Here is a 25,101-nt window from a genome sequence, read left to right as displayed (position 1 = left end):
ATAAAGATATCTTTATGTCCGCCCCGGTCAAGGGGGTGTGCGGTTATCGAGCAGTCAGATTTCCGGAACCGGAGTCACCGGCGGCTCGCCGCCCATCACGGCGATCAGGTTCTGCAGCAGCAGGCCGAACATCCGCTGCACCGCTTCCTGCGTCGCCCCGGCGGTGTGCGGCGTCAACACGACGTTCGGAACGTCCGCCCAGCGATCGCCCGGCGTCGGCTCCTCGGCGAACACATCGAGCGCCGCCTGCCCCAGCCGCCCAGCCTTCAAGGCGGCGATCAGGGCGTCCTCGTCGACCAGTTGGCCGCGGCTCACATTGACCAGAAGACCTTGCGGCCCCACGGCCTCAATGACGGCCGTGTCGATCAGGCCGCGCGTCTCCTCGCTCGCCCTGGCGCAGACCACCAGCACGTCGCTGTCACGCGCCAAGCTCAAAAGGTCGAGGGCCCTGGGCCAGAGGGCCGTGGGCTTGTCACGCGGCCCCCACCAGGCGATCACGCAACCCATGGGCTCCAGCCGCCGCGCCAGCCCGCCCCGATGGCGCCGAGCCCGACCAGGCCGACGCGCCGCCCGGTCATCGACGGGGTCAGCAGGCGATCCTCGGGTTTCCAGCCGCCCGATTTCACGATCCGGTCGCCGTCGACGATGCGCCGGCGCGACGCCAGGATCAGCCCCATGGCGTGGTCGGCCACGTCCTCGGCGTTGACGTTGGCCGCATGGGTCACCACCAGCCCCCGCGCCCGCGCCCAGGGCGCGTCGATCCCGTCATAGCCGGAGGTGAAGACCGCGATGTGCTTCAACGCCGGCAAGCGCTCGATCAAAGGCTTGTCGAGCGGACACTCGCCGGTTGTCACCAGCGCCTCGGTCCGCGCCAGCACCTCTCTGGGCGGGCCCTCCCAAACGCGGTGACAATCGAACGCTCCCGCCAACAGCCCCGCCACCGGCGCAAGGTGCGGCTGCATGATCAGGATCGCGGGCTTGTCGGCCATGTCGTCAGTCCGAAGCCGCTTCGAGCGGCTGCCAGATCTCGACCTTGCCGCCTTCCGGGTCCACGAACCACGCGAACCGGCCATAGGCCTCGTCCTGCCGCCCCGTCGGCTCGACGCCCTGCTCGGCCGCCGCCGCGATCACCCCGTCGATATCGTCGACCAGCAGATTGATCATGTAGGGGTTGGCCGAGGGTTCGAAGTAGGTCGTGTCGGCCTTGAAAGGCGACCACAGGGTGAAACCCACCTCGGGATGCGGAAACATCACGCCGTAGTCGCCGGTCGGAAAGCCGAGCACGCGCCGATACCAGGCGGTCAGCGCCTCGGGGTCCTTCGCCTTGAAGAACACGCCGCCGAGACCCAGCACCTTGGCCATGGTCGCCTCCTTCGTGAGAAGGCGACCCTAGCGCAAGCCGGTGATATCGGCCTAGCGGCCGAACTTCTGGAACTTGATCCGGTGCGGGATCAGGGCGTCGGTGCCGAGGCGACGCTTCTTGTCCTCCTCGTACATCTCGAAGTTGCCTTCGAACCATTCGACATGGCTGTCGCCCTCGAAGGCAAGGATGTGGGTGGCCAGGCGGTCCAGGAACCACCGGTCGTGGCTGATGACCACGGCGCAGCCCGCGAAGTCCTCCAGAGCCTCTTCCAGGGCCTGCAGGGTTTCGATGTCGAGGTCGTTGGTCGGTTCGTCGAGCAGGATGACATTGCCGCCGCTGGCCAGGGTCTTGGCCAGGTGCACACGGTTGCGCTCACCGCCCGACAGCAGGCCGACCTTCTTCTGCTGGTCGCCGCCCTTGAAGTTGAAGCCGCCGACATAGGCGCGGCTGTTGATCTCGCGCTTGCCCACCAGCATCATGTCAGTGCCGCCGCTGATCGCCTGCCACACCGTCTCGTCGGCCTTCAGGTCGTCGCGGCTCTGATCGACATAGGCCAGCTTCACCGTCTCGCCGAGCTTCAGCGTGCCGGCGTCGGGCTTTTCCTGGCCGGTGATCAGCTTGAAAAGAGTCGACTTGCCGGCGCCGTTGGGGCCGATCACCCCGACGATGCCATTCGGCGGCAAACGGAACGACAGGTCCTTGAACAGCACCTTGTCGCCGTATTCCTTCTCGAGGCCGTTCACCTCCAGCACCACATTGCCCAGGCGCGGGCCCGGCGGGATCTGGATGGTGGCGTAGTTCTGCGCCTTGGTGGCGTTCTCCTGCTCGCGAACCATCTCGTCGTAGGCGGCCAGACGGGCCTTCGACTTGGCCTGGCGGGCCTTGGCGCCCGAGCGGACCCATTCCAGTTCCTTGGTGAGGGCGCGCTGGCGGGCTTCGGATTCCGACTGCTCCTGCACCACGCGCTTCTGCTTGGCTTCCAGCCACGAGGAGTAGTTGCCCTCGTGCGGGTGACCCTTGCCGCGGTCGAGCTCCAGGGTCCACTTGGTCACCTGATCCAGGAAGTAGCGATCGTGGGTGACCAGGATCACGCAGCCCGGGAAGGCTTCCAGGTGATGCTGCAGCCAGGCCACGCTCTCGGCGTCGAGGTGGTTGGTCGGTTCGTCGAGCAGCAGCATGTCCGGCTTGGACAGCAGCAGGCGGGCCAGCGCCACGCGGCGCTTCTCACCGCCCGAAAGCTTGGTCACGCCGCTGTCGTTCGGCGGGCAGCGCAGGGCGTCCATGGCCATTTCGATGCGGCTGTCGATGTCCCACAGATCCTGAGCGTCAAGCACCTCTTGGAGCTTGGTCATCTCCTCCATCAGCTCGTCGGAATATTCCTCGCCCATCTGGGCGGCGACCTGATTGAAGCGATCGAACGTCTTCTTCTCGTCGCACCAGGCGATGACGTTTTCCCAGACGGTCAGATTGTCGTCGAGGTGCGGCTCCTGCTGCAGGTAGCCCATCTTGGTGCCGTCGGCGGCCTTGGCCTCGCCGGAGAATTCCTTGTCCAGCCCCGCCATGATCTTCAGCAGGGTCGACTTACCCGAGCCGTTGACGCCGACCACGCCGATCTTGGCGTCCGGATAGAACGACAGCCAGACGTTCTCGAAGACCTTCTTGCCGCCGGGGAAGGCCTTGGTCAGGCCCTGCATCTGGAAAATGTACTGCGCGGCCATGGGCGGGCGTCGTCTCTCTTGGGAATTCGGGGTCGCTGCGATGTAGCGATGCGAGGGCCAAAAGGCTAGCGCGACCGCTCAGACAGGCTGAATCCGTCGCCAGGAATTCTTTCGCCGCCCCTTATTGTAATCGCACTAGATACGATTACTTCAAACCCGTCGCCTATTGCGACCCGCAAGAACAAGGGCCTCCCCGCCATGAACCTCAAGACCGTCACCCTCGGCGCGCTGCTGGCCGCCGCCTCCTTTTCGGCCGCCCTGGCCGAGCCGAAGACCTATGCGATCGACCCGACCCACATGGAGGTCACCTATTCGATCGACCACGCCGGCTTCTCGACCAGCAAGGGCCGCTTCGCGGACGTGACCTCCACCCTGATCCTCGACGAAGCCAATCCGGCCGCCAGCAAGGTCAATGCGACCATCAAGGTCGCCTCGCTCGACTCCGGCTTCGGCAAGCGCGACGAGCACCTGCTCAGCCCCGATTTCTTCGACGTCGCCAAGCACCCGACCATCACCTTCACCTCGACCAAGGTGACCGTGGTCGGCGCCAAGACGGCCAAGGTGGCGGGCGACCTGACCATTCATGGCGTGACCAAGCCCGTCGTGCTTGACGCGGTGATCGTCGGCCTCGGGCCGCATCCCCTCACCAAAGGCCAGGCCGCGGGCATTCACGCCACCGCCCACATCAAACGCAGCGACTTCGGCATGACCACCTACATCCCGCTGGTGGGGGACGACGTCACCATCACGCTCGATGCCGAGTACGCGGCGCAGTAGCCTGATTTCCAAGGAACTGCCCGCGCCCCGAAGCGCTCTCTAGAGCGAAGCGGCGCCACTCCCCGGGCGTCGTAAACCACAGGAGAACGTCATGCATAAGGACGAAGCCAAGGGCGCCGCCAAGGACATCAAGGGCTCGGCCAAGGAAGGCATCGGCAAGGCGACCGGCAACGACCGGCTCGCCGCCGAAGGGGCCGCCGAGCGGGTCGAAGGCAAGGTCCAGAAGGGGGTCGGCGCTCTGAAGGACGCCGCGATCAAGACTCTGAAACACTAGCTTTCGCCCCTTGCCGACAAAATCGGGCCGCTCCGCGAGGAGCGGCCTTTTTCGTGCGCGGAATCGCCTGGCGGCGGCTGACAAGCGCGAGGGGGCGCTCTAGCTTCCGCGCCATGATCCGCACCGCTCTTGCCGCCGCCCTGCTCGCCGCTTCCGTCGCCGGCGCGGCCCAGGCCCAGGCCACCCGTTCCCAGTCCGAATCGCGCATGACGCCGGTCGCGGAGGACCCAGCGGCCGATCCCCGGCTGAGCATCGCCCAGACCCAGGCCATCGCGCCCTCGACGGTGAAGGTGCTCCTCGAACGCCAGCGGGAGCGTTGGGACAAGCCGCCGGCCGGCGTGCCCCTGCTCAACGCCGTGATCGCATGGACCCCGAAAGTCGACTTCGCCGCGCTCGACGCCGCGTGGCGCGCCGGCGAGAGCCAAGGCCCGCTGCACGGCGTGCCGTTCTTCGTGAAGGACAATATCGAGACCGACGGCGTCATGGCCACCACGGCAGGCTCCCTGGCCTTGGCCGACAACGTCACGGGCCGAGACGCGCCGATCGTCACGCGCCTGCCCAAGGCCGGCGGCCTGCTGCTCGGCAAGACCAACCTTTCCGAATGGGCCAACATCCGCGGCGATCATTCCTCCAGCGGCTGGAGCGCGGTGGGCGGTCTCACCCGCAATCCCTTCGCCCTGGACCGCACGGCCTGCGGTTCGAGCTCCGGGTCCGCCGCCGCCGTCGCCGCGGGCCTCGCGCCCTTCGCCATCGGCACCGAGACGGATGGTTCGATCACCTGCCCGGCCGCCGCGACCGGCATCGTCGGCCTGAAGCCGACCGTGGGCCTTGTTTCCCGCTCGCAGATCGTACCGATCTCCTCCAGCCAGGACACCGCCGGCCCGATGACGCTCAACGTCGAGGACGCCGCCAGGGTGCTCGGCGTCATCGCCGGCGGCGACCCCGCCGATCCGGCCACCAAGGAAGCCGACGCCCGCAAGAAGGACTACTTCGCCGGCCTCGACCCCAACGCGCTCAAGGGCGTGAAGCTGGCGGTCATGCGTTGGAACACCGGCTACTCGCGCGGCACGGACGCCGTCTTCGAGGACGCCCTCGCCACCTTGCGCGCCGCGGGCGCTCAGATCGTCGATGCGCCGAAGATCGACGAGGACCCGATCAACGCCGCGGAACACATCGTGCTGCTCACGGAACTGAAGGTCGGCCTGAACGCCTACCTCGCCACGACCAAGCCGGGCTCGGTGAAGACCCGCACCCTGGCCGACGTCATCGCGTTCAATGACGCCAACGCCTCGCGCGAACTGCGCTGGTTCGGGCAGGAGACGTTCATCGAGGCCGAGGCCACCGACGGCCTCACCGATCCCGCCTATGTGAAGGCCAAGGCCGACGCCAAGCGCCTCGCGGGCGCCGAGGGGATCGACCGCGTGCTCAAGGCCACCGGCGCCGTCGCCCTCATCGCCCCCACGGGCGGGCCGGCCTGGACGATCGACATGCTCAACGGCGACCACTTCACCGGCTCGGCCAGCACCCTGCCCGCCGTCGCCGGCTATCCTCACCTCACCGTGCCGATGGGCCGGGTCGAAGGCCTGCCGGTCGGCCTCTCGTTCATCGGACCAGCCTGGAGCGATCAACTCATCCTGTCGCTGGGCTACGCTTTCCAGGAAGCCCGCAAGTAAACGCCGCGCCTCAGTCGCGCGCGTTACGCCTAAGCCAGGCGGCGGCGTAACCGCAGATCGGGGTGATCGACAGGTTCTCCGCGTCGGCGGTCGCCTTCACCCGCCGCATCAGCCGGTCGGCGGCCCCCGAACCGCGCAGGGCGGGGTCGGCGTAAACGTAGGGGATCACCAGTTCGCCGTCGCGACGGCGGTAGTCGGCATAGGCCAGCTTGCCGTCGACTTCGAGCTCGAAGCGGTTGGCCGCCTGGTTGTCGCTGAAAGTCTCGCTCATCGCACCATCTCCACCGCGACGGCGGTCGCCTCGCCGCCGCCGATGCATAAGGAAGCAAGCCCGCGCTTGCCGCCGCGCGCCTCCAACGCCGCCAGCAGAGTGGCGAGGATGCGAGCGCCCGAGGCGCCGATCGGATGGCCCAGGGCGCAGGCGCCGCCGTTGACGTTAAGACGCGCCGGATCGATGCCGAGTTCCTGCCGGGCGACCATGGCCACCACGGCGAAGGCCTCGTTGACCTCGAACAGATCGACGTCGTCGACGCTCCAGCCGGCCTTGGCCAGGGCCTTGCGCATCGCCGGCACGGGGGCCGTGGCGAACTGCCCCGGTTCCTGCGCATGGGCCGCGTGGGCTGCGATCCGGGCGACCACCGGAAGGCCGAGCCGCTCGGCGACCGAGGCGCGGGTCAGCACCAGGGCCGCCGCCCCGTCGCTGATCGAGCTGGAATTGGCGGCCGTCACCGCGCCGTCGCGGGCGAAGGCCGGCTTCAGGGTCGGGATTTTCGCCGGATCGGCCTTCAGCGGCTGCTCGTCGTGGCTGACAATCTTCGGCCCGCCCCGTGCCTCAACGCTGACCGGCGCGATCTCCCGCTCGAAGGCCCCGCCCTCCACCGCCGCCTTGGCGCGGCTCAGACTCAGCAGGGCGTATTCGTCCATCGCCTCGCGGCCGAACTGGTAGGCCTGGGCGGTTTCCTCGGCGAAGGCGCCCATCAGCTTGCCGGGCGTGTAGGCGTCCTCCAGCCCGTCGAGGAACATGGAGTCCATCACCTGGTCGTGGCCAATGCGCGCGCCGCCGCGATGCTTGGCCAGCAGGTAGGGCGCGCCGCTCATGCTCTCCATGCCGCCCGCGACGATGATCTCGGCCGCGCCGGCCGCCAGGGCGTCGTGCGCCATGATCGCCGCCTGCATGCCCGAGCCGCACATCTTGTTGACGGTCGTCGCCTGCACGCCCAGCGGCAAGCCCGCGCCCAGGGCGGCCTGGCGCGCCGGAGCCTGGCCGAGGCCGGCGGACAACACGCAGCCCATGAAAACCTGCTCGATCGCCGCGGGATCGACGCCCGCGCGCTCGACCGCGGCCGTCACCGCCGTCGCCCCGAGATCGGTGGCCTTCACGGTGGAGAGCGCGCCTTGGAAGCCGCCCATCGGCGTGCGGGCGTAGGCGGCGATGACGACGGGATCGGCGGACACGGCGAACTCCTGGCGGCGTCCTCGGAAGATGGCGGTGCGTCCCGCCCGCCGCAACGCCGCTGGACAACCCATAGCTCGATAGTTATAGGTCAATTCATAGCTGACGAGTTATCAGTCAAATGTCGACCGCCCAGGACTTGCTGTTCCGAACCCTCGCCGATCCCACCCGCCGGGCGCTGTTCGAGCGCCTGTGCCGCGACGGCGAGCAGACGGTCGGCGCCCTCACCGCCCAGGCCGGCGTCTCGCAACCGGCCGTCTCCAAGCACCTCGGCGTTCTGAAATCCGCGGGCCTGGTGCGTGATCGTCAGGATGGACGCCTCACCCATTACAGCGCCCAGCGCGGCGCCCTCGCCCCCCTGCTCGACTGGACCAGCCAGATGGCCGGCTTCTGGGAAAGCCGGTTCGACGATCTGGAAGACCTGCTGAAAAGGATGGACCAATGACCGACCTCGCCACGGACACAGCCTCGCCGCCCGGGACGCGCAGCGTCGTCGTCGAACGCGACATCCCCTTTCCGGCCGAGCGCCTGTGGCGCGCTCTCACCCAGCCGCACCTGATCGAGGAATGGCTGATGAAGAACGACTTCGCTCCCGTCGTCGGCCACCACTTCAACCTGCGCGGCGAATGGGGCGGGGTGCTGGACTGCGAAGTCCTCACCGTCGAGCCGGGCCGCACCCTCGCCTATCGCTGGGACCATGTGAACGAGGACCCGAAGTTCGACCTCCGCAGCATCGTCACCTTCACCCTCACCCCGACGGCCACCGGCACGCACCTGCGCATGGAGCAGGCCGGCTTCCGCTCCGAACAGAAACAGGCCCTGGGCGGCGCCCTCCACGGCTGGAACGCCTTCCTCGACAAGCTGGCGCAAACCACCGCCGGTCTCGACTGATCCCGAGCCTCAGGACATCGCCATGAACGCCAGCCGCTTCATCCGCCGGTTTCACCGCTGGATCTCGATCCTGTTCACCCTCGGCGTCACCGCCAACATCGCCGAAATCTATGGCCTCAAGCACCCGCAGCCGACCGCCTGGGTCGGGATGATGGCCCTCGTCCCCTTGATCCTGCTGCTGGTCACGGGCCTCTATATGTTCGCCCTGCCCAATCTGCGGCGGCGAGCCGACGAGGCGACATGACCGACCAGCCCAAGCTTCTTTCCGGCGGCAACCCGCAGATCCCCAAGGGTGAGGGCGACGCGCCGGTGCAGGCCTACATCGCGGCGACTCCGGGCTGGAAGCAGGCGGTCGTCCGCCGCGTCGACCAGTTGATCGTCGAAACCGTCCCCCAGGTCCGCAAGGCCGTGAAATGGAACTCGCCGCTCTACGGCCTGGACGGCCGCACCTGGTTCCTCGGTTTGCACGGCTACGACCGCTACGTGAAGGTCAGCTTCTTCCGCGGCGCGGGGCTCGATCCCCTGCCGCCCGGGCCCTCGAAACAGGCTCATGTCCGATATCTGGACATCCATGAAACTCCTGGGCTCGATGAGGCCCAGTTCGTCGACTGGGTTCGGCAGGCCGCCGCCCTCCCCGGCGAGCGAATGTGAGGACTTAAGGTCATGCACAAATCGACCGAAAGCGTCGCCGACGACGCCCCCTTCGAGGAGCGCTTTGACGCCCGGGTCGAAGCGCTCGGCGGTTGGCGGGGCGAGACCCTCGCTCGCATCCGCGCCCTCATCCACCAGGCCGACCCCCAGGTCGAGGAATCGTGGAAGTGGAACATTCCGGTCTGGGAGCACGCCGGCCTCGTCTGCACCGGCGAAGCCTACAAGGCGGCCGTGAAGCTGACCTTCGCCAAGGGCGCGTCGCTCGACGATCCCAAGCGCCTGTTCAACTCCAGCCTCGACGGCGGCACGCGCCGGGCCATCGACATCCGCGAGGGCGAGGCGATCGACGAGGCGGCGTTGAAGGCGCTGTTCCTGGCGGGCGTCGCCCGCAACCTCGAAAATCCGCCTAAGAGGACGAAGCGCTAGATAAAGGGCGCGATCTCGCCGCGCTTGACCCCGCCGTAGCATCGCCAAAGCAGATGCGCCGCCACGCTGCGATACGGCCCCCAGGCCTCCGCACGCCGGTAGGCCGCCTTCTCGCTCGGGCGAACGGCGGCGCCGTCGGCCCAGCGCATTGCCTCTTGAAGCGCGATATCGCCGCCGGGGAAGACGTCGAGCCGCCCCTCGCAGAACATCAGATAGACCTCGGCCGTCCAGCGGCCGATTCCCTTAAGCGATGTTAAGATTTGAACCGCTTCATCGTCGGGAAGATGGCGCAGGGCTGGAAAATCGAGGCCGGCGTCGACCGCCTCCGCCAAGGCGCGAACGTAGCGCGCCTTGGGGCCCGACAGGCCGAAGCCCTTCAGTCCCTGTTCGTCCAACGCTAGAACCGCGGCCGGGGCCACTTCGCCCAGACCGGATTCGACGCGAGCCCAGATGGCGGCGGCCGAAGCCGTCGACACCTGTTGCTCGACGATCATTTTGACGAGACCGGCGAAGCCGCCGGGTCTGGTCCGCCATTCGAAGGCGGGGGTGACCGCATCGACTCGGGCCATCGCCGAATCGTCGGCCGCCAAATGCGCCCGGGCCGCAGCGATCAGGGCTGCCTCAGGCGCTTCTGGAAGAAAAGGATTGGGTCGCACGCGTCGCTCAGACCACCGGCCCGGCCGCTCTGCAACCCGCTTCTTGCGCTGCGATCGGACGATTTCGTCCGACCTTGCAGCGTCTTAGGCGCCGATGAGAGCGGTAGCGCCGGCGGCGGCGAGACCGAGGCCGAGCAGCAGGAAAGCCACGGCGCGGTCGAACAGGCTTTCAAAGGCCACGAGCTTATTGACAGGCATCACACACATCCTTGAGTCTGAACGGCGCTAAACAAACTGCGCCGCGTTCATTTGAACGCCGCTTACTTAGGCCGAATTTGGACGATGTCAACATCGCCAAACACTGTTTGGATCGTGGGTGCGCATGAGTGACCGAGAAGACACACCGCCTGGCGGGCCTCCGGACGCCCCCGCGCCCCGCGCCTATCATCACGGCGATCTGAGCCGCGCTCTGATCGAAGCCGCCCGAAGACTGCTGGAATCCGAGGGGGCCGCGGCGCTCTCTCTTCGCGCGGTCGCGCGCGAGGCCGGGGTCAGTCCCGCCGCGCCGTATCACCACTTCATCGACAAGAACGCCCTGCTCGACGCCGTCGCCTCGGGCGGCTGGACGGCGCTGTCCGACGCCGTCGCCGCGGCGCGCAACGCCGAGGGCGAGGCCACGCTCACGGCCATCGGCCTGGCCTATGTCGCCTTCGCCCGCGACAATCCCGCCCTCTACCAGTTGATGTACGAACGCATCCGGCAGAAGGAGGCCCTGCCGACCGCCTACGCCGGCGGAGCCTACGACAGCGTCAAGAAGGCGGTGCGCCGCCGCGCCGGCCAGTCGGTGTCCGGCGTGGACCTGGAGTTGGCCACCTTCGCTGTATGGTGCGCGGTGCATGGTCTGGCGGAGATGCGGGTCTTTCCGCGCCTTGAAGGCCTGAAGACCAGCCTGGGCGGCGAGGAGGCGTTTGTCTCCTCGGTGCTCGATCATCTCGGCGTCTTCCAGACCTCGCGGACTACGGCGGTTTGAACGCCGGCTTCGTCACGCGATTCGCTCCATCGCCGACGGGACGCCTGCATCGGGGTCACGCCTTCTCCGCCCTCACGGCCTGGACCGCCGCCCGCGACGCCGGCGGCCACTTTCTGTTGCGGCTTGAGGACATCGACTCCACGCGCTGTCGACCGGAATACGAGAGGGGCGCGCTCGAAGATCTCGCCTGGCTGGGCCTCGACTGGGAAACGCCGGTCCGTCGGCAGTCCGACCACCTCGCCGATTACCACGCCGCCCTGCATCGCCTGCGGGACGCCGGCCTCGTCTACCGCTGCTTCCGCACGCGCAGGGAGATCGCCGAGGATATCGGCCGCGCGCCGCACGGCCTGCCCGAAGCCTTTCGCGGCGCGCCCCTGCCGCCGGAGGAGGAAGCCCGCCGCCTCGCCGCCGGCGACGCCTATGCCTGGCGCCTGTCATTGGACGCCGCCCGGACGCGGCTCGGCGGGTTCGAAGAGCTCATTTTCCAGGAGGAAGGCTCCGGCCCAGACGGCGAGACCGGTCGCATTCTCGCGCGGCCCGAGGTCGCGGGCGACGTTGTCCTGGCCCGCAAGGACCTCGGCGTCGCCTATCACCTGGCCGTGGTGGTCGATGACGCCCTGCAGAAAATCACCCACGTGATCCGCGGGGACGACCTCTTCGAAGCCTGCCACACCCAGCGCCTGTTGCAGGCGCTGCTGGGCCTGCCGACGCCCACTTACCGACATCACCGCCTGCTGCTGGGGCCGGACGGAAGGCGCTTCGCCAAGCGCGACAAGGCCGAGACCCTGGCGGAACTGCGCGCCGGCGGAATGGCGCCTGAGCGGCTGCGCAAAGAACTTGGCTTCACTTGACAAAGCTGTTTTGCGCTTCTCCGAACAATGGCCGTGCAAGGGGCATCCTTCTGACATGATTGGGGATTCAGCGCCTTGACGCGCTGAGCCGATTAGCAAACGTTGTCACCCGATCCAGCCGCTCAGGAAGAGGCGGCGGACGGGAGGAGCGAAAGGGTGACACGCGAGCCATCTGCGATGGCGGCGACGTCCGATGCCGGGGCGACTCAGGCGTCGGCGCCCCTCCCGTCTTTCCACAACCAGAATCTCAGCGAGCCCTTGGCTCGTGGCCATCAGGAGGGCCGTGCACCATGAAACGCGCTTCGCTGTTTTCCCGCTCGTCGTTGACCAGCGGCGGTATCGCCGCCGCCCTGCTCGGCGTGGTGATCTATTCGGCCAACGCCCAGACCCCGCCGGCCGGCGGCATGGGCGCCGCGCCCGCCGCCGGGGCCGCTGGAGCCGCCACCCCCGCCGCGCCGCCGGTGCGCCGCAACCCGCTGGAAGGCGTCGACCTGTCGCCCAAGCCGCCGGTGCCCCACCTGCGGCCCGCCGAGGAGCAGAAGCTGTTCCAGCTGCAGCCGGGCTATTCGATGACCCCGGTGCTCACCGATCCGCAGATCGAGCAGCCCGGTCAGATCGCGTTCGACGCCAACGGCCGCATGTATGTGCTGGAACTGCGCACCTACATGCTCGACGGCGACGCCAAGGACGAACTGACGCCGCGCTCGCGCATCAGCCGCTGGGAAGACAAGGACGGAGACGGCGTCTACGAGACCGGCACCACCTTCATCGACGGCCTGATCTTCCCGCGCTTCGTCACCCCGATGGGCGACGGTCAGTTGATCGCCAAGGAGTCCAACTCCGACAACACCTACCTCTACACCGACACCAACGGCGACGGTAAATCCGACAAGAAGGAACTGTTCGTCACCGGCCTCGGACGCTCAGGAAACGTCGAACACCAGGAATCGCACCTGACCTGGGCGATGGATAACTGGATGTACTCCACCTACAACGCCGTTCGGGTGCGCTGGACGCCGAACGGCCCGCTGAAGGAAGCGGTCGGCCCGAACAACGCCGCCTGGGGCGTCAGCCAGGACGACTACGGCAAGGTCTGGTTCCAGGGCGGCGCCAGCGGCCTGCCCTCCTACTTCCAGTTCCCGATCCTCTACGGAAACATCGTCAACGATAAGCCGCTGGAAGAAGGCTTCAACGTGCCGTGGGGCGCCCCGATCGGCACCGGCGACATGCAGGGCGGCCTGCGTTGGGTGCGCGAAGGCGAAGGCTCGCTGAACGGCACCACCGCCGGCGCCGGCGCCAACGTCTACCGCGGCGATCGTCTGCCGGCCGAACTGAAGGGGGACTACTTCTACGGCGAGGTCGTGGGCCGCGTACTGCGTCGGGCTCACCCGACCAATCAGGAAGGCCTGACCCAGGTCAGCAATCCCTACCAGGCCCAGAAGTCCGAGTTCATCCGCTCGATGGACCCGCTGTTCCGCCCGGTCGACAACAAGACCGCGCCGGACGGCACGATCTACATCGTCGACATGTACCACGGCATCATCCAGGAGGCGGAGTGGGCCCAGCCCGGCACCTACCTGCGGGCCAAGATCGAACAGTACAAGCTCGACACCGCCATCGGCATGGGGCGGATCTGGCGGCTGACCTACAACGGCATGGAGCGCGACAAGACCAAGCCGACGATGTTCCAGGACAGCTCGGCCAAACTGGTCGGCTTCCTCAGCCATCCGAACGGCTGGTGGCGCGACACCGCCCAACAGCAGCTGGTTCTGCGTCAGGACAAGTCGGTCGTCCCGGCCCTGAAGACCATGGCGGCCTCGAACAGCAACAAGCTCGCCCGTATCCACGCCCTGTGGACGCTGGAAGGCCTGAACAGCCTCGACGCCGACCTGGTCCGTTCGTTCATGAAGGACAACGATCCCCAGCTGCGCCAGCAGGGCATCCGCGTCAGCGAAAGCCTCTACAAGGGCGCTGGCGATAAGTCGTTCGACGCCGACTACAAGGCGCTGGCCAACGACCCGGACACCAACGTCCAGATTCAGGCCCTGCTGACCGCCAACTACCTGAAGGTTCCGGGCGCGGTGGATCTGGCCAAGTCCGTTCAAGCCGCCAAGCCGGCGCGCGGGATTCAGCTCGTCGCCAATCGGATCATCACCCCGCCGACGGCCAACCTCGCCCTGGGCGAAGGCGGCGGCGACAACCGACCGATCCGCACGGCGGCCGAGGTGGCGACCCTGGAGAAAGGCGCGGAAATCTTCGCCAACTCCTGCGGCGAGTGCCACGGCCATGACGGTCAAGGGGCGCCGGACGGCGCGGGTGGCTTGATGGCCCCGGCCCTGGCCGGCAACCAGCGCCTGGCTCAAGGCAGCCCGGAGCACGTGATCCGCGTGCTGCTCTCGGGCCTGACCGACCCCATCAACGGACGCAGCTATGCGGCCGGGGTGATGGTGCCGCAGAAGGCCGAGTCCGACGAATGGATCGCGTCCGTCGCCTCGTTCCTGCGCAACGGCATGACCAACAACGCCACCATGGTGACGCCGGAGATGGTCGCCTACCTGCGTAAGCAGGAGGCCGGCCGCACCCAGCCGTACACCGACGCCGAACTCAACAAGGTTCAGGCCCACGCCCTGACGCCGGACGCCACCTGGAAGGTCACCGCCAGCCACAACGCCCCGGTGATCATCGGCGGCACCGCCCACCCCGAGGCGGCGCTCGGCCTCGAAGGCTGGACCACCGGCGAAGTTCAGAAGCCGGGCATGTGGTACCAGATCGAACTGCCCAAGACCGTGCGTCTGACGGGCATCGACTATCAGGGTCTGGTCGGCCGTCCTCGCAACGCCAGCGGCGCGACCGGTCCGGCCGCCGTCCCGGGCCGGCAAATCCCGATGATGGCCTTCTATCCGCGCGGCTACAAACTGGAGGTCTCGACCGACGGCAAGGCGTGGACAACGATCAAGCAAGCCGCCGGGACCAGCATGTACAACAGCCTGGCCTTCGACCCCGTGCCGGCCAAGTTCGTGCGGATCACCACCACCGCCGCGGCCGACGACGGCGCCCACTGGGGCATGCGCTACCTGAAGCTGTTCGAGAAGCCGACGGCTTAACGATCACCTGTTGAGAGAATTGCCTGGCCGCCCCCGCGGCCGGGCAATGTTCCGACGCAATTGACAGACCAGCGCCTTGACGACGGGCGCTAGGTGGCGAACCTTCCCGCCCGACTTAGCCGCTCGCAAAGAAGCGGTGAGCGGGAGGATGCCATTGGCGACACGCGAGCCATCCGCGATGGCGGCGACGCATTGCGTCGGCCACGCCTGTTCGGAGGCGCGTGTCCGCTTTTCCTCCCCTTCTATCCGTCAGATTGCGCGCGACGCTCGCCGCCGCGCCATTTCGCAGAGCGATTTCTTCGCTCGCGGCCGCCAGGAGGGCCGTGCATCATGAAACGTGCTTCGCTGTTTTCCCGCTCGTCCCTGACGAGCGGCGCCATCGCCGCAGCCCTCGTGGGCGTCGTGATCTACTCGGCCCACGCCCAGACGCCGCCAGCCGCGCCCGCCGCCGGCGCCGCTCCGGCCGCCGCACCCGCCGGCCCGCCGGTGCGCCGCAACCCGCTGGAAGGCGTTGATCTGTCGCCCAAGCCGCCGGTGCCGCATCTGCGGCCTGCCGAGGAGCAGAAGCTGTTCCAGCTGCAGCCGGGCTATTCGATGACCCCGGTGCTCACCGATCCCCAGATCGAGCAGCCCGGCCAGATCGCTTTCGACGCCAATGGCCGGATGTATGTGCTTGAGCTTCGCACCTACATGCTCGACGGCGACGCCAAGGACGAACTGACGCCGCGCTCACGCATCAGCCGCTGGGAAGACAAGGATGGCGACGGCGTCTACGAGACCGGCGCCACCTTCATCGACAACCTGATCTTCCCGCGCTTCGTCACCCCGATGGGCGACGGCCAGCTGATCGCCAAGGAGTCCAACTCCAACGACACCTTCCTCTACACCGACACCAACGGCGACGGGAAAGCCGACAAGAAGGAGCTGTTCGTCACCGGCCTCGGCCGCTCGGGCAACGTCGAACACCAGGAAAGCCACCTGACCTGGGCGATGGATAATTGGATGTACTCCACCTACAACATGGTGCGGGTGCGCTGGACGCCGAACGGTGTTCAGAAGGAGTCGATCGAGCCCAATAACGCCGCCTGGGGCCTTTCGCAGGACGACTACGGCAAGGTCTGGTTCCAGGGCGGCGCGACCGGCCTGCCCAGCTACTTCCAGTTCCCGATCCTCTACGGCAACGTCGCCTATCCCGAACAACTGGAAGAAGGCTTCCGCACCCTCTGGGGCGCGCCGATCCAGATCGCCGACATGCAGGGCGGCGTGAACGCGGTGCGCCAGCCGGAAGGCAACGCCCTCAACGCCAGCGCCGGCGCCGGCGCCGCCGTCTATCGCGGCGACCGCCTGCCGGCCGACCTGAAAGGCGAATACTTCTACGGCGAGGTCGTCGGCCGCATCCTGCGCCGCAGCCACCCCGTCGACATGGAGGGGATGACCCAGCTGCGGAACCCCTACCAGGCCGAGAAGTCCGAATTCATCAAGTCGATGGATCCGCTGTTCCGCCCGGTGGACGCCAAGACCGCGCCAGACGGCACCATGTACATCGTCGACATGTACCACGGCATCATCCAGGAAGCGGAATGGGCCCAGCCCGGCACCTACCTCCGCGCCAAGATCAACCAGTACAAGCTGGACACCGCCATCAGCATGGGGCGCATCTGGCGGCTGACCTATCAGGGCATGCAACGCGACACGACCCAGCCGCGCATGTTCCAGGAAACCCCGGCCCAGCTGGTCGCTCACCTGACCCACCCGAACGGCTGGTGGCGCGACACCGCCCAGCAGCAGCTGGTTCTGCGTCAGGATAAGTCGGTCGTCCCGGCCCTGAAGACCATGGCCGCCTCGAACAGCAACAAGCTCGCCCGCATCCACGCCCTGTGGACGCTGGAAGGCCTGAACTCGGTGGACGCGGGTCTCGTCCGCGCCTTCATGAGCGACAGTGACCCGCAGCTGCGCCAGCAGGGCATCCGCGTCAGCGAGGTGCTCTACAAGGGCGGCGGCGATAAGTCGTTCGACGCCGACTACAAGAAGCTCGCCAACGACGCCGACACGCGCGTCGCCATCCAGGCCCTGCTGACCATGCAGTACCTGAAGGTCCCGGACGCCGTCGAAACCGCCAAGGCCGTGATGGCCGCGCGGCAGCAGAAGGGCATCCAGCTGATCGCCAACCGCATCGTCACGCCGCCGAAGGCGTCGACCGTGCCGTTCGCCGAGGATAACCCCCAGGTCCGCACCGCGGCCGAGGTGGCGATGCTGGAGAAGGGCGCGCAGATCTTCGCCGACAACTGCACCGAGTGCCACGGCCACGACGGCCAAGGCACGGCGGACGGTGGCGGCGGCCTGATGGCCCCGGCTCTGGCCGGCAACCCGCGCATCGGCCAGGGCAGCCCCGAGCACGTCCTGCGCGTGCTGATGAGCGGTCTCACCGATCCGATCAACGGCAAGCAGTACGCCGCCGGGGTGATGGTGCCGCAGCGCCAGCAGAACGACGAATGGATCGCCGCCGTCGCCTCCTACCTGCGGAACGGCATGGCGAACGACGCCACCATGATCACCCCCGAGATGGTCGCCTACATCCGCAAGCAGGAAGCGGCCCGCAACGAGCCCTACACCGACGCCGAGCTCAACAAGGTTCAGGCCCACGCCCTGACGCCGGACGCCACCTGGAAGGTCACCGCCAGCCACAACAAGCCCGTGGTCATCGGCGGCACCGCCAGCCCGGCCTCGGCCCTCACTCTCGAGGGCTGGACCACCGGCGAAGCCCAGACCCCCGGCATGTGGTACCAGATCGAGCTGCCGAAGACGGTGCGCCTGGCCGGCATCGACTACCAGGGCCTCGTCGGCCGCCTACGCAACCCGCCGCCGGCGGCTGCGCCGGCCGCGGCCGCCCCGTCTGCTGCTCCGGCTGCCGCCGGCGCAGCCGCCCCGCCGCGCTTCACGCCGCCGCGTCAGATGTCCTTCTATCCGCGCGGCTACAAGCTGGAGGTCTCGACCGACGGCAAGACCTGGAAGACGGTCAAGCAGGCCAAGGGTGAGAGCATGTACAACAGCCTCGCCTTCGATCCGGTGCCGGCCAAGTTCGTGCGCTTCACCACCACCGAGGCCGCCACCGACGGCGCCTATTGGGGGATGCGCTACCTGAAGCTGTTCGAGAAGCCGACCGCCTAAAGGTCGGACAGAACGCCATTGGCCCGGCCGCCCCGCGCGGCCGGGCTTTTTTCTTTTCAGGCCGCCCTTCGCCAGCAGCGATAGCGGTAGGCCGAAGTGAAGCCGCCGCTCGCATAGAGGCCGATCGCGGGCGCGTTGTCGGCGTCGACCTGCAGATAGCACCGCCGCGCGCCGAGCTCTCCGGCGGCCGCCAGCAGGGCCCCCGCCAACCGGCGCGCCAAGCCCCGCCGCCGCAGCCGCGCATCGGTGCGCATGGCGTAGAGTCCCGCCCATTCGTCCTGCACCACGCAGGCTCCGATCGCCGCCGGGCGGCCATCGACATCCAACCGCCCGAAGATCGCCGGCTGCGGCATTCGCCCCAGGGCCGCCACGCGCTCCGCGGCGTCGGCGGCGTCACCGCCGGCGGCGGTGAAGACCGTCAGAAACCGTTCGTCCGGCGCCCGTTCGAGCACGACCTCGGCATCGGCGCGCCCGGCGACAGGTCCGACCATCACAAGAGTCTCGGCCGTCATCCGGTAGCCCCGCTGCAGGAGCAGAGCCTCCAGCCCCGCCGGGGCCACGCCCTCCGCCACCTTGAACTGCGATGGCAGGTTGCGTGCGGCGTACCAGCCCTCCACCGCCTCGACCGCCGCCGGCAAGTCGCGATCCGCCTCGCCCAGCGGCCAGCAGGCGTTGATACGCACGGCCTGACCCGAACTCGCCGCCAACCGCCACCTCCCCAGGCGCGCTGTCTCGAGCGGTGGAAACGCCTCCTGGGTCAGGATTTCGAGGTGGAACGCATCGATCGCGGTCATGGGCGGGGCCAAAACGACGACGGGCGCCGATCCATTCGAACCGGCGCCCGCCTAGAAGTGCTTGAAGGGGCGAACCCTTTAGATCGCCTTCAGATCGACCGCCGCCGACTTGCCGCGCTCGTCCTTGATTTCGAAGCTGACGCGCTGGCCTTCGTTCAGGCTGCGCAGACCTGCGCGTTCCACGGCGGAGATGTGAACGAACACGTCCTTGCCGCCATCTTCAGGCTGGATGAAGCCGTAACCCTTGGTGGTGTTGAACCACTTGACCGTACCGGTGGCCATGCGACGTCGTCTCCTTGCGCGTTCCTCAGAGGGGGTCCCGCGGGATCGCCCCGGTAATAACAATCATCTCGTCTGGGGTAGCGCTTCTCAGGCGTCCCGAGGTGTGGACCCCCGGCATCGAAACGTCCGCGACCCAAGTCTCCGGATTGCGGGCGTCAGGTGCGCATGGGGAGCGCTGCCGGTCAACCGATTTTGCCGCCGACTCCGTTCCGCGAACACGCTCCGCAAGAGCCGCTTCAGCCTTCCTTGATCAGGCGCTCGACCAGCTCTCGCGCCTCGGGGCTGGCCCAGTCCGCGCCCCCCGAAAGCCGGGCTCTTTCGTTGCCCTTGCGGTCATAGAAAACCGTGGTCGGGAAACCTTCGGCGCGGGGCGTCATGCCGAAAGCGAACTTGTAGCCGGGATCGCGATAGACGGTCAGCGGCGGCAGCGCGCCGATCATCTTGTCGGCCAGGGCGAAATCGCGATCGCGGTCGACGCTGAGGGCGACCACCTTCACCGGCTGCGCGGCGTAGGCGGCCTGAAGTTTGGCCAGCGTCGGCATCTCCTCCTTGCAGGGCCCGCACCAGGTGGCCCACAGGTTCAGCACCACCACCTGGCCCTTGAAGTCGGCCAGGGTCACCGGCTTTCCGGCCGCGTCGGTGAAGCCGATCGTCGGAGCCGGCGTCGGCGTCTTGGCCACCACCAGCTTCTGCAGGGGACCGCGCTGAAGATCAGTGAGCTCGACCGCACCCTTGGGTTTGATACTCGACGAGACGATGACGTATAGAACCGCCGCGACGCCGACCAAGGCGAGCGCGATAAAGGCCCATCGCAGACCCGCCGCCCGCTTCACCTTCGCCGTTTCAGCCGTATCCGACATATGTCCATCCCCTCCGACGAAGATCCGCCCCCGCCGACCGCCGGCGCTGGACAGAACATGTGGGGCGGGCGGTTTTCCGCCAAGCCCGCCGATCTAATGCAAGCGATCAACGTCTCGATCGGCTTCGACCGGCGCCTCGCCGCGCAGGACCTTGCCGGGTCGCGTGCGCACGCGGCGATGTTGTCCAGCCAAGGCGTGATTTCAAGCGCTGATGCGGATGAGATCAAACGCGGCCTCGAGGCCATCGAAGGCGAGATGGCCGCCGGCGCCTTCCCCTTCCGCGACGAGTACGAAGACATCCACATGAATGTGGAGGCGCGCCTGGCCGAGTTGATCGGCCCGACGTCGGGCCGCCTGCACACCGCCCGCTCGCGCAACGATCAGGTCGCCCTCGACTTCCGTCTCTGGGTCCGCGAGGCCTGCGACCGCACGGTCGACCAGCTGGTCGCCCTGCAGCGCGCCCTGCTCGCCCAGGCCGAGGCGCATGCCGCCACCCTGATGCCGGGCTTCACCCATCTGCAGCCGGCCCAGCCCGTCACCTTCGGCCACCACCTGATGGCCTATGTCGAGATGTTCGGCCGCGACGCCGCGCGCTTCCGCGACGCCCGGGCCCGGATGAACGAGAGCCCCCTCGGCGCCGCCGCCCTGGCCGGCTCCCCGTTCCCGATCGACCGGCACGCCGTGGCCGCCGCGCTGGGCTTCGACCGGCCGACCGCCAACTCGCTGGACAGCGTTTCCTCGCGCGACTTCGCTCTCGAGGCCTTGGCCGCGGCGACCATCGCGGCGACCCACCTGTCGCGGCTGGCCGAAGAGATCGTCATCTGGATGACGCCGCAGTTCGGTTTCATCAATCTGACCGACGCCTTCACCACCGGTTCGTCGATCATGCCGCAGAAGCGCAACCCCGACGCCGCGGAGCTGACGCGCGCCAAGGTCGGCCGGGTGCTCGGCTCCTTCACCACCCTCGCCATGGTGATGAAGGGCCTGCCGCTCGCCTATTCGAAGGACATGCAGGAGGACAAGGTCCCCACCTTCGAGGCCTTCGACGCCCTGCAGCTGTGCCTCGCCGCCATGGCCGGCATGGTCGCCGACCTGACGCCCAACGCCGCCCGCATGGCCGACGCCGCCGGCGCCGGCTTCTCGACCGCCACCGACCTCGCCGACTGGCTGGTCCGCACCCTCGACCTGCCCTTCCGTCAGGCCCACCACGTCACCGGCGCGGCCGTGAAGCGGGCCGAGGCGCTTGGCGTCGGTCTGGAGGATTTGCCGCTTTCCGAGCTGCAGGCACTCGACAGCCGCATCACCGAAGGCGTCTATGAAGTGCTCGCCCCGTCCGCCTCCGTCGCCAGCCGCATGAGCTATGGCGGCACGGCTCCCGATCAGGTCCGCGCCCAGATCGCGCGTTGGAAGGAACTGCTTCGATGATCGCTCGCCCGCTGATCCTCGCCCTGGCCCTCGCCGTGCCCCTGGTCGGCGTCGCCGGCTGTGGCAAGCTGGGCGATCTCGAGCAGCCCGCTCCCATGTTCGGCGAGGCCGCCAAGGCCAAGTACGAAGCCGAACGGCGCGCCGCCGCCGCCCGCGCCAACGACAACAACCGCCCGTCGGTCACCGGCACCAATCGCGAGAACATCGATCCGGCGTCGAACAACGACACCTCGATGCGCGCGCCGATCCAGGGCACCAATCCCAATCCGTTCGGCGGCCCGTCCGGCCCGGGCTTCCCCGGCTCGGGCCCCGCCGGTCGATAAAGCGCCAGCACGTGAACCATTTCGAACTGAAGGACGGCGCCCTCGCCTGCGAGGACGTCCCGCTCGCCCGCATCGCCGAGGCGGTCGGAACGCCGGTCTACGTCTATTCCGCGGCCACCTTCCGGCGGCACTTCACGGTCTTTCGCGACGCCCTGGCCGCCTACCCGCAACTGGGCTCGCCGCTGATCGCCTACGCGGTGAAGGCCAATCCCAACGTCAACGTCCTGCGTCTGCTGGCCGAACTCGGCGCCGGCGCCGACACGGTTTCGGAAGGTGAGGTCCGGCGCGCCCTGGCCGCCGGCGTGCCGCCCGAACGCATCGTCTTCTCAGGCGTCGGCAAGACGGACGCCGAGATCGCCTTCGCCCTGAAGACCGGCGTCGCCGAGATCAACGTCGAGAGCGAACCGGAGCTGATCCGCATCGCCGAGATCGCCGCCCAGGTCGGCGCGCGCCCGGCCATCGCCATCCGCGTGAACCCCGACGTGGCCGCCGGCGGCCACGCCAAGATCGCCACCGGCAAGGCCGACAACAAGTTCGGCGTCTCCTTCGCCGAAGCCACCCGGCTCTACGCCAACGCCTCCAACAGCGCCCACCTCAAGCCCGTGGGCGTCGCCTGCCACATCGGCAGCCAGATCACCGACCTCGGCCCCATGGCCGCCGCGTTCAAGAAGATGCGCGGCCTCGTCGAACAGTTGCGCGCCGAGGGCCTCGGCGTCGAACGCCTCGATCTCGGCGGCGGCCTCGGCGTGCCCTACTTCGACCAGCCCGAGCCGCCTGCGCCCGCGAACTACGCCGCCATGCTGGCGGAAACGCTCGGCGGTCTCGACGTGCAGCTGGCCTTCGAACCCGGCCGCGTGATCGCCGCCAACGCCGGCGTGCTGCTGTCGTCCGTGGTCCATACCCACCAGCGCCCCGATGGCGGCAAGCGCTTCCTGGTGCTCGACGCGGCGATGAACGACCTCATCCGCCCGGCGATGTACGACGCCTTCCATGACATCCGCCCGGTGAAGCCGACCGCCGCCCAACCCGTCGCCCACGACGTGGTCGGCCCGGTCTGCGAGACCGGCGACACCTTCACCCGCGACCGGCCGCTGCCGCCGATGCAGCCGGGCGATCTGGTGGCCTTCATGAGCGCCGGAGCCTACGGCGCCTCGATGTCGAGCGAGTACAACAGCCGCCCCCTCGTTCCCGAGGTGTTGGTCGACGGCGACCGTTTCGCCGTCATCCGCCCGCGCCCCACCTACGACGACATGCTGGCCCGCGAGACCCAGGGCCCATGGCAGGCCTGAACGGCGTCTACGGCTCGCCGCCGCTGAAGCTGGTCGGCGTCCCCCAGGGCGCCGTGCAGCTGTCGCCCTTGATGCCCGGCGGTCAGGCGATGGAGGCGCTCGACGGCGCTGCCTTCGACTCGCTCGTCGTCCTCGCGCCGCCCGGCGCCATCGAGCGGCGCTATGTGCTGGCGCACGCCCTTCGGCTTCTGAAGCCCAGCGGCGAACTGACCGCCCTGGCCACCAAGAACGCCGGCGGCCTGCGCCTGCGCGGTGAACTGGAAGCGTTCGGCTGCGAGGTGACCGACACCCCCAAGGGCGGCCATCGCATCTGCCGCTGCGAACGGCCGGCCGCCAAACCGGAGGGCCTTGAGGCCATTATCGCCGAGGGCGGACCCCAGTTCCTCGCCGACATCGGCCTGTGGTCGCAGCCGGGCGTGTTCAGCTGGAATCGCATCGATCCCGGCAGCGAGGCTCTGGTCGCCCAACTGCCGGGCGGCCACTCGCCGCTGGCCGGCCGCGGCGCCGACTTCGGATGCGGCATCGGCTTTCTGTCGCGCACCGTACTGGCCTCGCCCAAGGTCAGCGAACTGGTGCTGATCGACATCGATCGGCGGGCCATCGACGCCGCCCGTCGCAACCTCGAGGACTCCCGCGCCGTCTTCCGCTGGGCGGACGTTCGTCAGGAACCGCTCGCCGACCTCGACTTCGTGGTCATGAATCCGCCGTTCCACGATGGCGGCGACGAGGACCGTTCGCTCGGCCAGGCCTTCATCCGCAAGGCCTCGCAGAGTCTGCGCAAAGGCAAGTCGTGCTGGCTGGTTGCAAATCGCCACCTGCCTTACGAGGCCATTCTCGACGAGTGCTTCTCCCGCGTGATCCCGAAGGAGACGCCGGGCGGCTACAAGGTGTTCGAGGCGGTCAAATGACCACCCTGCGGCTCGACCGGCTGCTCGGCAACCTCGGCTACGGCAGCCGCAAGGAGGTCGCGGGCATGGCCAAGGCCGGCTGGATCATGCTCGATGGCGAGCGCCTCAGCGACGCCGGACAGCGCATCGCCGTCACCGCCGACCTTCCCCAACGCCTCACCGTGCGCGGCAAGCCCATGGACCCGCCGCCGGGTCTCGCCCTGATGATGCACAAGCCGCTCGGCGTCACCTGCTCGCACAAGGAGAGCGGCGAACTGGTCTATGACCTGCTGCCCAACCGCTGGCGCCAGCGCGATCCGGCGATCTCCACGGTCGGCCGCCTGGACAAGGAGACTTCCGGCCTCCTTCTGCTGACCGACGACGGCGCCCTGCTGCACCGGATCATCGCCCCCAAGTCGCATGTCGCCAAACGCTACCGCGCGACGCTGGCCCGCCCGCTGCGGGGCGACGAGGCCGCCGCCTTCGCGGCCGGCGGACTGCTGTTGGAAGGCGACGAGAAGCCGCTACTGCCGGCCGAGCTTGAAGTCCTGTCGCCGACCGAGGCGCTGCTGACCCTGCACGAAGGCCGCTACCATCAGGTGCGCCGCATGTTCGCCGCCGTCGGCAACCATGTCGACACGCTGCACCGCGACCGCATCGGCGGCCTCGACCTGCCGGACGACCTCGCGCCCGGCGAGTGGCGGATCATGGGCGAGACCGACCTCGCCGCGGTGTTCAGTTAGTCCATCGCTCCGATGAACGGCAGGCCGCGCATCCGGCCACCGGCGTCGAGGCCGTAACCGACCAGGAAGCGGTTCGGCGCCTGCCAGCCCACGAAGTCCGGCTCGATCGCGCGTTGGGTCGGCCAGGGCTTGGCGGCGAAGACGCAGGTCAGCACCTCGCTGGCGCCGGCGTCGCGCACCAATCGCGCCGCCTCGCTGAGCGACAGTCCGGTGTCGAACACATCGTCCACCACCAGGGCCCGGCGTCCGACCAAGGGCCGTTGCAGATCGGCCCGCACCTCGCATCGCCCGCTGGAGGCCCGCTCGTCGCCGTAGGACGCCAGCCACAGGGCGTCGAACCGCACTTGACGGCCGAGCCGCGAGAGCGCCCGCGTCAGGTCGGCCGCAAACCACAGCCCCCCGGTCAGCAGGCAGACCGCCACGGTGTCGTCATCGATGCGCGGCGCGATCTCGCCCGCCAGCCGCGCCACCGTCTCGGCGATCTCGGCTTCGGAGAGCAGAACCTCGGGAGTCTCGCGCATCG

28 protein-coding genes are annotated in these 25,101 nt (G+C 68.3%); 17 read left to right on the top strand and 11 right to left on the bottom strand.

Annotated features, from left to right (window positions below; all coding sequences use genetic code 11):
• Positions 1-54: 54 nt before the first annotated feature.
• The 4 genes from ACFLIT_RS05155 to ettA are packed head-to-tail and all read right to left on the bottom strand — an operon-like array spanning position 55 to position 3,081.
• Positions 55-507: an NAD(P)-dependent oxidoreductase gene (locus tag ACFLIT_RS05155; RefSeq protein WP_479910130.1), complete on the bottom strand. Its 453-nt coding sequence runs from the start codon at positions 505-507 to the stop codon at positions 55-57.
• Positions 495-989, bottom strand: a complete 495-nt coding sequence (locus tag ACFLIT_RS05150) for an NAD(P)-dependent oxidoreductase (protein ID WP_479910129.1) — start codon at positions 987-989, stop codon at positions 495-497. Before ACFLIT_RS05150 ends, ACFLIT_RS05155 begins: the two co-directional genes overlap by 13 nt.
• Positions 990-993: 4 nt before the next feature.
• Complete coding sequence (locus ACFLIT_RS05145) at positions 994-1,362, bottom strand: VOC family protein (protein ID WP_479910128.1); 369 nt, start codon at positions 1,360-1,362, stop codon at positions 994-996.
• A 51-nt stretch (positions 1,363-1,413) separates the two neighbouring features.
• Entirely contained in the window at positions 1,414-3,081 is a 1,668-nt protein-coding gene (ettA, locus tag ACFLIT_RS05140; RefSeq protein WP_479910127.1) for an energy-dependent translational throttle protein EttA, read from the bottom strand.
• A 198-nt stretch (positions 3,082-3,279) separates the two neighbouring features.
• Between ettA and ACFLIT_RS05135 the strand changes: the two genes are divergently transcribed.
• The 3 genes from ACFLIT_RS05135 (at position 3,280) to ACFLIT_RS05125 (ending at position 5,805) form a co-directional block, all read left to right on the top strand.
• Positions 3,280-3,858, top strand: coding sequence for a YceI family protein (locus ACFLIT_RS05135; protein WP_479910126.1), 579 nt, complete (start codon positions 3,280-3,282; stop codon positions 3,856-3,858).
• 91 nt (positions 3,859-3,949) lie between these two features.
• On the top strand, positions 3,950-4,132 hold the full coding sequence (locus ACFLIT_RS05130; RefSeq protein ID WP_479910125.1) for a CsbD family protein: 183 nt from the start codon (positions 3,950-3,952) through the stop codon (positions 4,130-4,132).
• Positions 4,133-4,245: 113 nt separating this feature from the next.
• Positions 4,246-5,805, top strand: a complete 1,560-nt coding sequence (locus ACFLIT_RS05125; protein ID WP_479910124.1) for an amidase — start codon at positions 4,246-4,248, stop codon at positions 5,803-5,805.
• Between the two features lie 10 nt (positions 5,806-5,815).
• On the opposite strand, the gene ACFLIT_RS05120 is transcribed toward ACFLIT_RS05125, so the two are convergent.
• Together ACFLIT_RS05120 and ACFLIT_RS05115 are read right to left on the bottom strand one after the other, a co-directional pair.
• Positions 5,816-6,076: a GNAT family N-acetyltransferase gene (locus ACFLIT_RS05120; protein ID WP_479910123.1), complete on the bottom strand. Its 261-nt coding sequence runs from the start codon at positions 6,074-6,076 to the stop codon at positions 5,816-5,818.
• On the bottom strand, positions 6,073-7,260 hold the full coding sequence (locus tag ACFLIT_RS05115; RefSeq protein ID WP_479910122.1) for an acetyl-CoA C-acyltransferase: 1,188 nt from the start codon (positions 7,258-7,260) through the stop codon (positions 6,073-6,075). Before ACFLIT_RS05115 ends, ACFLIT_RS05120 begins: the two co-directional genes overlap by 4 nt.
• A 119-nt stretch (positions 7,261-7,379) precedes the next feature.
• Here ACFLIT_RS05115 and ACFLIT_RS05110 point away from each other — a divergent pair, with 119 nt between their 5' ends.
• Genes ACFLIT_RS05110 through ACFLIT_RS05090 form a run of 5 tightly spaced genes read left to right on the top strand, consistent with a single transcriptional unit; the run spans position 7,380 to position 9,226 of the window.
• Entirely contained in the window at positions 7,380-7,703 is a 324-nt protein-coding gene (locus tag ACFLIT_RS05110) for an ArsR/SmtB family transcription factor (RefSeq protein ID WP_479910121.1), read from the top strand.
• On the top strand, positions 7,700-8,149 hold the full coding sequence (locus ACFLIT_RS05105) for an SRPBCC family protein (RefSeq protein WP_479910120.1): 450 nt from the start codon (positions 7,700-7,702) through the stop codon (positions 8,147-8,149). Before ACFLIT_RS05110 ends, ACFLIT_RS05105 begins: the two co-directional genes overlap by 4 nt.
• A gap of 22 nt (positions 8,150-8,171) precedes the next feature.
• Positions 8,172-8,393: a hypothetical protein gene (locus ACFLIT_RS05100; RefSeq protein ID WP_479910119.1), complete on the top strand. Its 222-nt coding sequence runs from the start codon at positions 8,172-8,174 to the stop codon at positions 8,391-8,393.
• On the top strand, positions 8,390-8,800 hold the full coding sequence (locus ACFLIT_RS05095; RefSeq protein ID WP_479910118.1) for a DUF1801 domain-containing protein: 411 nt from the start codon (positions 8,390-8,392) through the stop codon (positions 8,798-8,800). Before ACFLIT_RS05100 ends, ACFLIT_RS05095 begins: the two co-directional genes overlap by 4 nt.
• Before the next feature lie 12 nt (positions 8,801-8,812).
• Entirely contained in the window at positions 8,813-9,226 is a 414-nt protein-coding gene (locus tag ACFLIT_RS05090; RefSeq protein WP_479910117.1) for a DUF1801 domain-containing protein, read from the top strand.
• Here the strand turns inward: ACFLIT_RS05090 and ACFLIT_RS05085 are convergent.
• Complete coding sequence (locus ACFLIT_RS05085; protein WP_479910116.1) at positions 9,223-9,882, bottom strand: DNA-3-methyladenine glycosylase family protein; 660 nt, start codon at positions 9,880-9,882, stop codon at positions 9,223-9,225. The genes ACFLIT_RS05090 and ACFLIT_RS05085 overlap by 4 nt on opposite strands.
• A gap of 322 nt (positions 9,883-10,204) precedes the next feature.
• On the opposite strand from ACFLIT_RS05085, the gene ACFLIT_RS05080 reads away from it, so the two are divergent.
• From ACFLIT_RS05080 to ACFLIT_RS05065, 4 genes are all read left to right on the top strand, one after another.
• Positions 10,205-10,852, top strand: a complete 648-nt coding sequence (locus ACFLIT_RS05080) for a TetR/AcrR family transcriptional regulator (RefSeq protein ID WP_479910115.1) — start codon at positions 10,205-10,207, stop codon at positions 10,850-10,852.
• A complete protein-coding gene (gene gluQRS, locus ACFLIT_RS05075; protein ID WP_479910114.1) occupies positions 10,849-11,703 on the top strand; it encodes a tRNA glutamyl-Q(34) synthetase GluQRS in 855 nt (284 codons plus the stop codon). Before ACFLIT_RS05080 ends, gluQRS begins: the two co-directional genes overlap by 4 nt.
• Positions 11,704-11,993: 290 nt before the next feature.
• Entirely contained in the window at positions 11,994-14,807 is a 2,814-nt protein-coding gene (locus ACFLIT_RS05070) for a DUF7133 domain-containing protein (RefSeq protein WP_479910113.1), read from the top strand.
• A 330-nt stretch (positions 14,808-15,137) separates the two neighbouring features.
• Positions 15,138-17,975, top strand: a complete 2,838-nt coding sequence (locus ACFLIT_RS05065; RefSeq protein ID WP_479910112.1) for a DUF7133 domain-containing protein — start codon at positions 15,138-15,140, stop codon at positions 17,973-17,975.
• 56 nt (positions 17,976-18,031) lie between these two features.
• On the opposite strand, the gene ACFLIT_RS05060 is transcribed toward ACFLIT_RS05065, so the two are convergent.
• The 3 genes from ACFLIT_RS05060 to ACFLIT_RS05050 all read right to left on the bottom strand — a co-directional run bounded on the left by ACFLIT_RS05060 (position 18,032) and on the right by ACFLIT_RS05050 (position 19,911).
• On the bottom strand, positions 18,032-18,769 hold the full coding sequence (locus ACFLIT_RS05060; RefSeq protein WP_479910111.1) for a GNAT family N-acetyltransferase: 738 nt from the start codon (positions 18,767-18,769) through the stop codon (positions 18,032-18,034).
• Positions 18,770-18,847: 78 nt separating this feature from the next.
• Positions 18,848-19,051, bottom strand: a complete 204-nt coding sequence (locus tag ACFLIT_RS05055; protein WP_479910110.1) for a cold-shock protein — start codon at positions 19,049-19,051, stop codon at positions 18,848-18,850.
• A gap of 236 nt (positions 19,052-19,287) precedes the next feature.
• Positions 19,288-19,911, bottom strand: coding sequence for a TlpA family protein disulfide reductase (locus ACFLIT_RS05050; RefSeq protein ID WP_479910109.1), 624 nt, complete (start codon positions 19,909-19,911; stop codon positions 19,288-19,290).
• On the opposite strand from ACFLIT_RS05050, the gene argH reads away from it, so the two are divergent.
• From argH to ACFLIT_RS05025, 5 genes are read left to right on the top strand one after another with little or no spacing between them, the layout of a single operon-like run.
• Positions 19,912-21,336: an argininosuccinate lyase gene (gene argH / locus ACFLIT_RS05045; protein WP_479910108.1), complete on the top strand. Its 1,425-nt coding sequence runs from the start codon at positions 19,912-19,914 to the stop codon at positions 21,334-21,336.
• On the top strand, positions 21,333-21,659 hold the full coding sequence (locus ACFLIT_RS05040; protein WP_479910107.1) for a hypothetical protein: 327 nt from the start codon (positions 21,333-21,335) through the stop codon (positions 21,657-21,659). Before argH ends, ACFLIT_RS05040 begins: the two co-directional genes overlap by 4 nt.
• Positions 21,660-21,670: 11 nt before the next feature.
• Positions 21,671-22,948 carry a diaminopimelate decarboxylase gene (gene lysA / locus ACFLIT_RS05035; RefSeq protein WP_479910106.1) on the top strand — a complete coding sequence of 426 codons (1,278 nt, stop codon included), beginning with the start codon at positions 21,671-21,673 and terminating at the stop codon, positions 22,946-22,948.
• Positions 22,936-23,856 (top strand): class I SAM-dependent methyltransferase, encoded by a 921-nt coding sequence (locus ACFLIT_RS05030; RefSeq protein WP_479910105.1) that lies wholly within the window; start codon positions 22,936-22,938, stop codon positions 23,854-23,856. The genes lysA and ACFLIT_RS05030 overlap by 13 nt, the downstream gene beginning before the upstream one ends.
• Complete coding sequence (locus ACFLIT_RS05025; protein ID WP_479910104.1) at positions 23,853-24,578, top strand: pseudouridine synthase; 726 nt, start codon at positions 23,853-23,855, stop codon at positions 24,576-24,578. The genes ACFLIT_RS05030 and ACFLIT_RS05025 overlap by 4 nt, the downstream gene beginning before the upstream one ends.
• Here the strand turns inward: ACFLIT_RS05025 and ACFLIT_RS05020 are convergent.
• Positions 24,575-25,099: a phosphoribosyltransferase gene (locus tag ACFLIT_RS05020; protein ID WP_479910103.1), complete on the bottom strand. Its 525-nt coding sequence runs from the start codon at positions 25,097-25,099 to the stop codon at positions 24,575-24,577. The two genes, ACFLIT_RS05025 and ACFLIT_RS05020, sit on opposite strands and share 4 nt — an antisense overlap.
• Positions 25,100-25,101 lie beyond the last annotated feature (2 nt).

Source organism: Caulobacter sp. HJHS_5, from assembly GCF_056683955.1.
The sequence above is the reverse complement of the archived record's forward strand: the minus strand, read 5'-3'. Positions and strand labels throughout refer to the sequence as shown.

Excerpts from the sequence above, each read along its gene's own strand:
- ACFLIT_RS05155 (WP_479910130.1), bottom strand. The coding sequence starts at position 507 with ATGGGTTGCGTGATCGCCTGGTGGGGGCCGCGTGACAAGCCCACGGCC.
- ACFLIT_RS05150 (WP_479910129.1), bottom strand. The coding sequence starts at position 989 with ATGGCCGACAAGCCCGCGATCCTGATCATGCAGCCGCACCTTGCGCCG.
- ACFLIT_RS05145 (WP_479910128.1), bottom strand. The coding sequence starts at position 1,362 with ATGGCCAAGGTGCTGGGTCTCGGCGGCGTGTTCTTCAAGGCGAAGGAC.
- ettA (WP_479910127.1), bottom strand. The coding sequence starts at position 3,081 with ATGGCCGCGCAGTACATTTTCCAGATGCAGGGCCTGACCAAGGCCTTC.
- ACFLIT_RS05135 (WP_479910126.1), top strand. The coding sequence starts at position 3,280 with ATGAACCTCAAGACCGTCACCCTCGGCGCGCTGCTGGCCGCCGCCTCC.
- ACFLIT_RS05130 (WP_479910125.1), top strand. The coding sequence starts at position 3,950 with ATGCATAAGGACGAAGCCAAGGGCGCCGCCAAGGACATCAAGGGCTCG.
- ACFLIT_RS05125 (WP_479910124.1), top strand. The coding sequence starts at position 4,246 with ATGATCCGCACCGCTCTTGCCGCCGCCCTGCTCGCCGCTTCCGTCGCC.
- ACFLIT_RS05120 (WP_479910123.1), bottom strand. The coding sequence starts at position 6,076 with ATGAGCGAGACTTTCAGCGACAACCAGGCGGCCAACCGCTTCGAGCTC.
- ACFLIT_RS05110 (WP_479910121.1), top strand. The coding sequence starts at position 7,380 with ATGTCGACCGCCCAGGACTTGCTGTTCCGAACCCTCGCCGATCCCACC.
- ACFLIT_RS05105 (WP_479910120.1), top strand. The coding sequence starts at position 7,700 with ATGACCGACCTCGCCACGGACACAGCCTCGCCGCCCGGGACGCGCAGC.
- ACFLIT_RS05100 (WP_479910119.1), top strand. The coding sequence starts at position 8,172 with ATGAACGCCAGCCGCTTCATCCGCCGGTTTCACCGCTGGATCTCGATC.
- ACFLIT_RS05095 (WP_479910118.1), top strand. The coding sequence starts at position 8,390 with ATGACCGACCAGCCCAAGCTTCTTTCCGGCGGCAACCCGCAGATCCCC.
- ACFLIT_RS05090 (WP_479910117.1), top strand. The coding sequence starts at position 8,813 with ATGCACAAATCGACCGAAAGCGTCGCCGACGACGCCCCCTTCGAGGAG.
- ACFLIT_RS05080 (WP_479910115.1), top strand. The coding sequence starts at position 10,205 with ATGAGTGACCGAGAAGACACACCGCCTGGCGGGCCTCCGGACGCCCCC.
- ACFLIT_RS05070 (WP_479910113.1), top strand. The coding sequence starts at position 11,994 with ATGAAACGCGCTTCGCTGTTTTCCCGCTCGTCGTTGACCAGCGGCGGT.
- ACFLIT_RS05065 (WP_479910112.1), top strand. The coding sequence starts at position 15,138 with ATGAAACGTGCTTCGCTGTTTTCCCGCTCGTCCCTGACGAGCGGCGCC.
- ACFLIT_RS05060 (WP_479910111.1), bottom strand. The coding sequence starts at position 18,769 with ATGACCGCGATCGATGCGTTCCACCTCGAAATCCTGACCCAGGAGGCG.
- ACFLIT_RS05055 (WP_479910110.1), bottom strand. The coding sequence starts at position 19,051 with ATGGCCACCGGTACGGTCAAGTGGTTCAACACCACCAAGGGTTACGGC.
- ACFLIT_RS05050 (WP_479910109.1), bottom strand. The coding sequence starts at position 19,911 with ATGTCGGATACGGCTGAAACGGCGAAGGTGAAGCGGGCGGCGGGTCTG.
- argH (WP_479910108.1), top strand. The coding sequence starts at position 19,912 with ATGTCCATCCCCTCCGACGAAGATCCGCCCCCGCCGACCGCCGGCGCT.
- ACFLIT_RS05040 (WP_479910107.1), top strand. The coding sequence starts at position 21,333 with ATGATCGCTCGCCCGCTGATCCTCGCCCTGGCCCTCGCCGTGCCCCTG.
- ACFLIT_RS05030 (WP_479910105.1), top strand. The coding sequence starts at position 22,936 with ATGGCAGGCCTGAACGGCGTCTACGGCTCGCCGCCGCTGAAGCTGGTC.
- ACFLIT_RS05025 (WP_479910104.1), top strand. The coding sequence starts at position 23,853 with ATGACCACCCTGCGGCTCGACCGGCTGCTCGGCAACCTCGGCTACGGC.
- ACFLIT_RS05020 (WP_479910103.1), bottom strand. The coding sequence starts at position 25,099 with ATGCGCGAGACTCCCGAGGTTCTGCTCTCCGAAGCCGAGATCGCCGAG.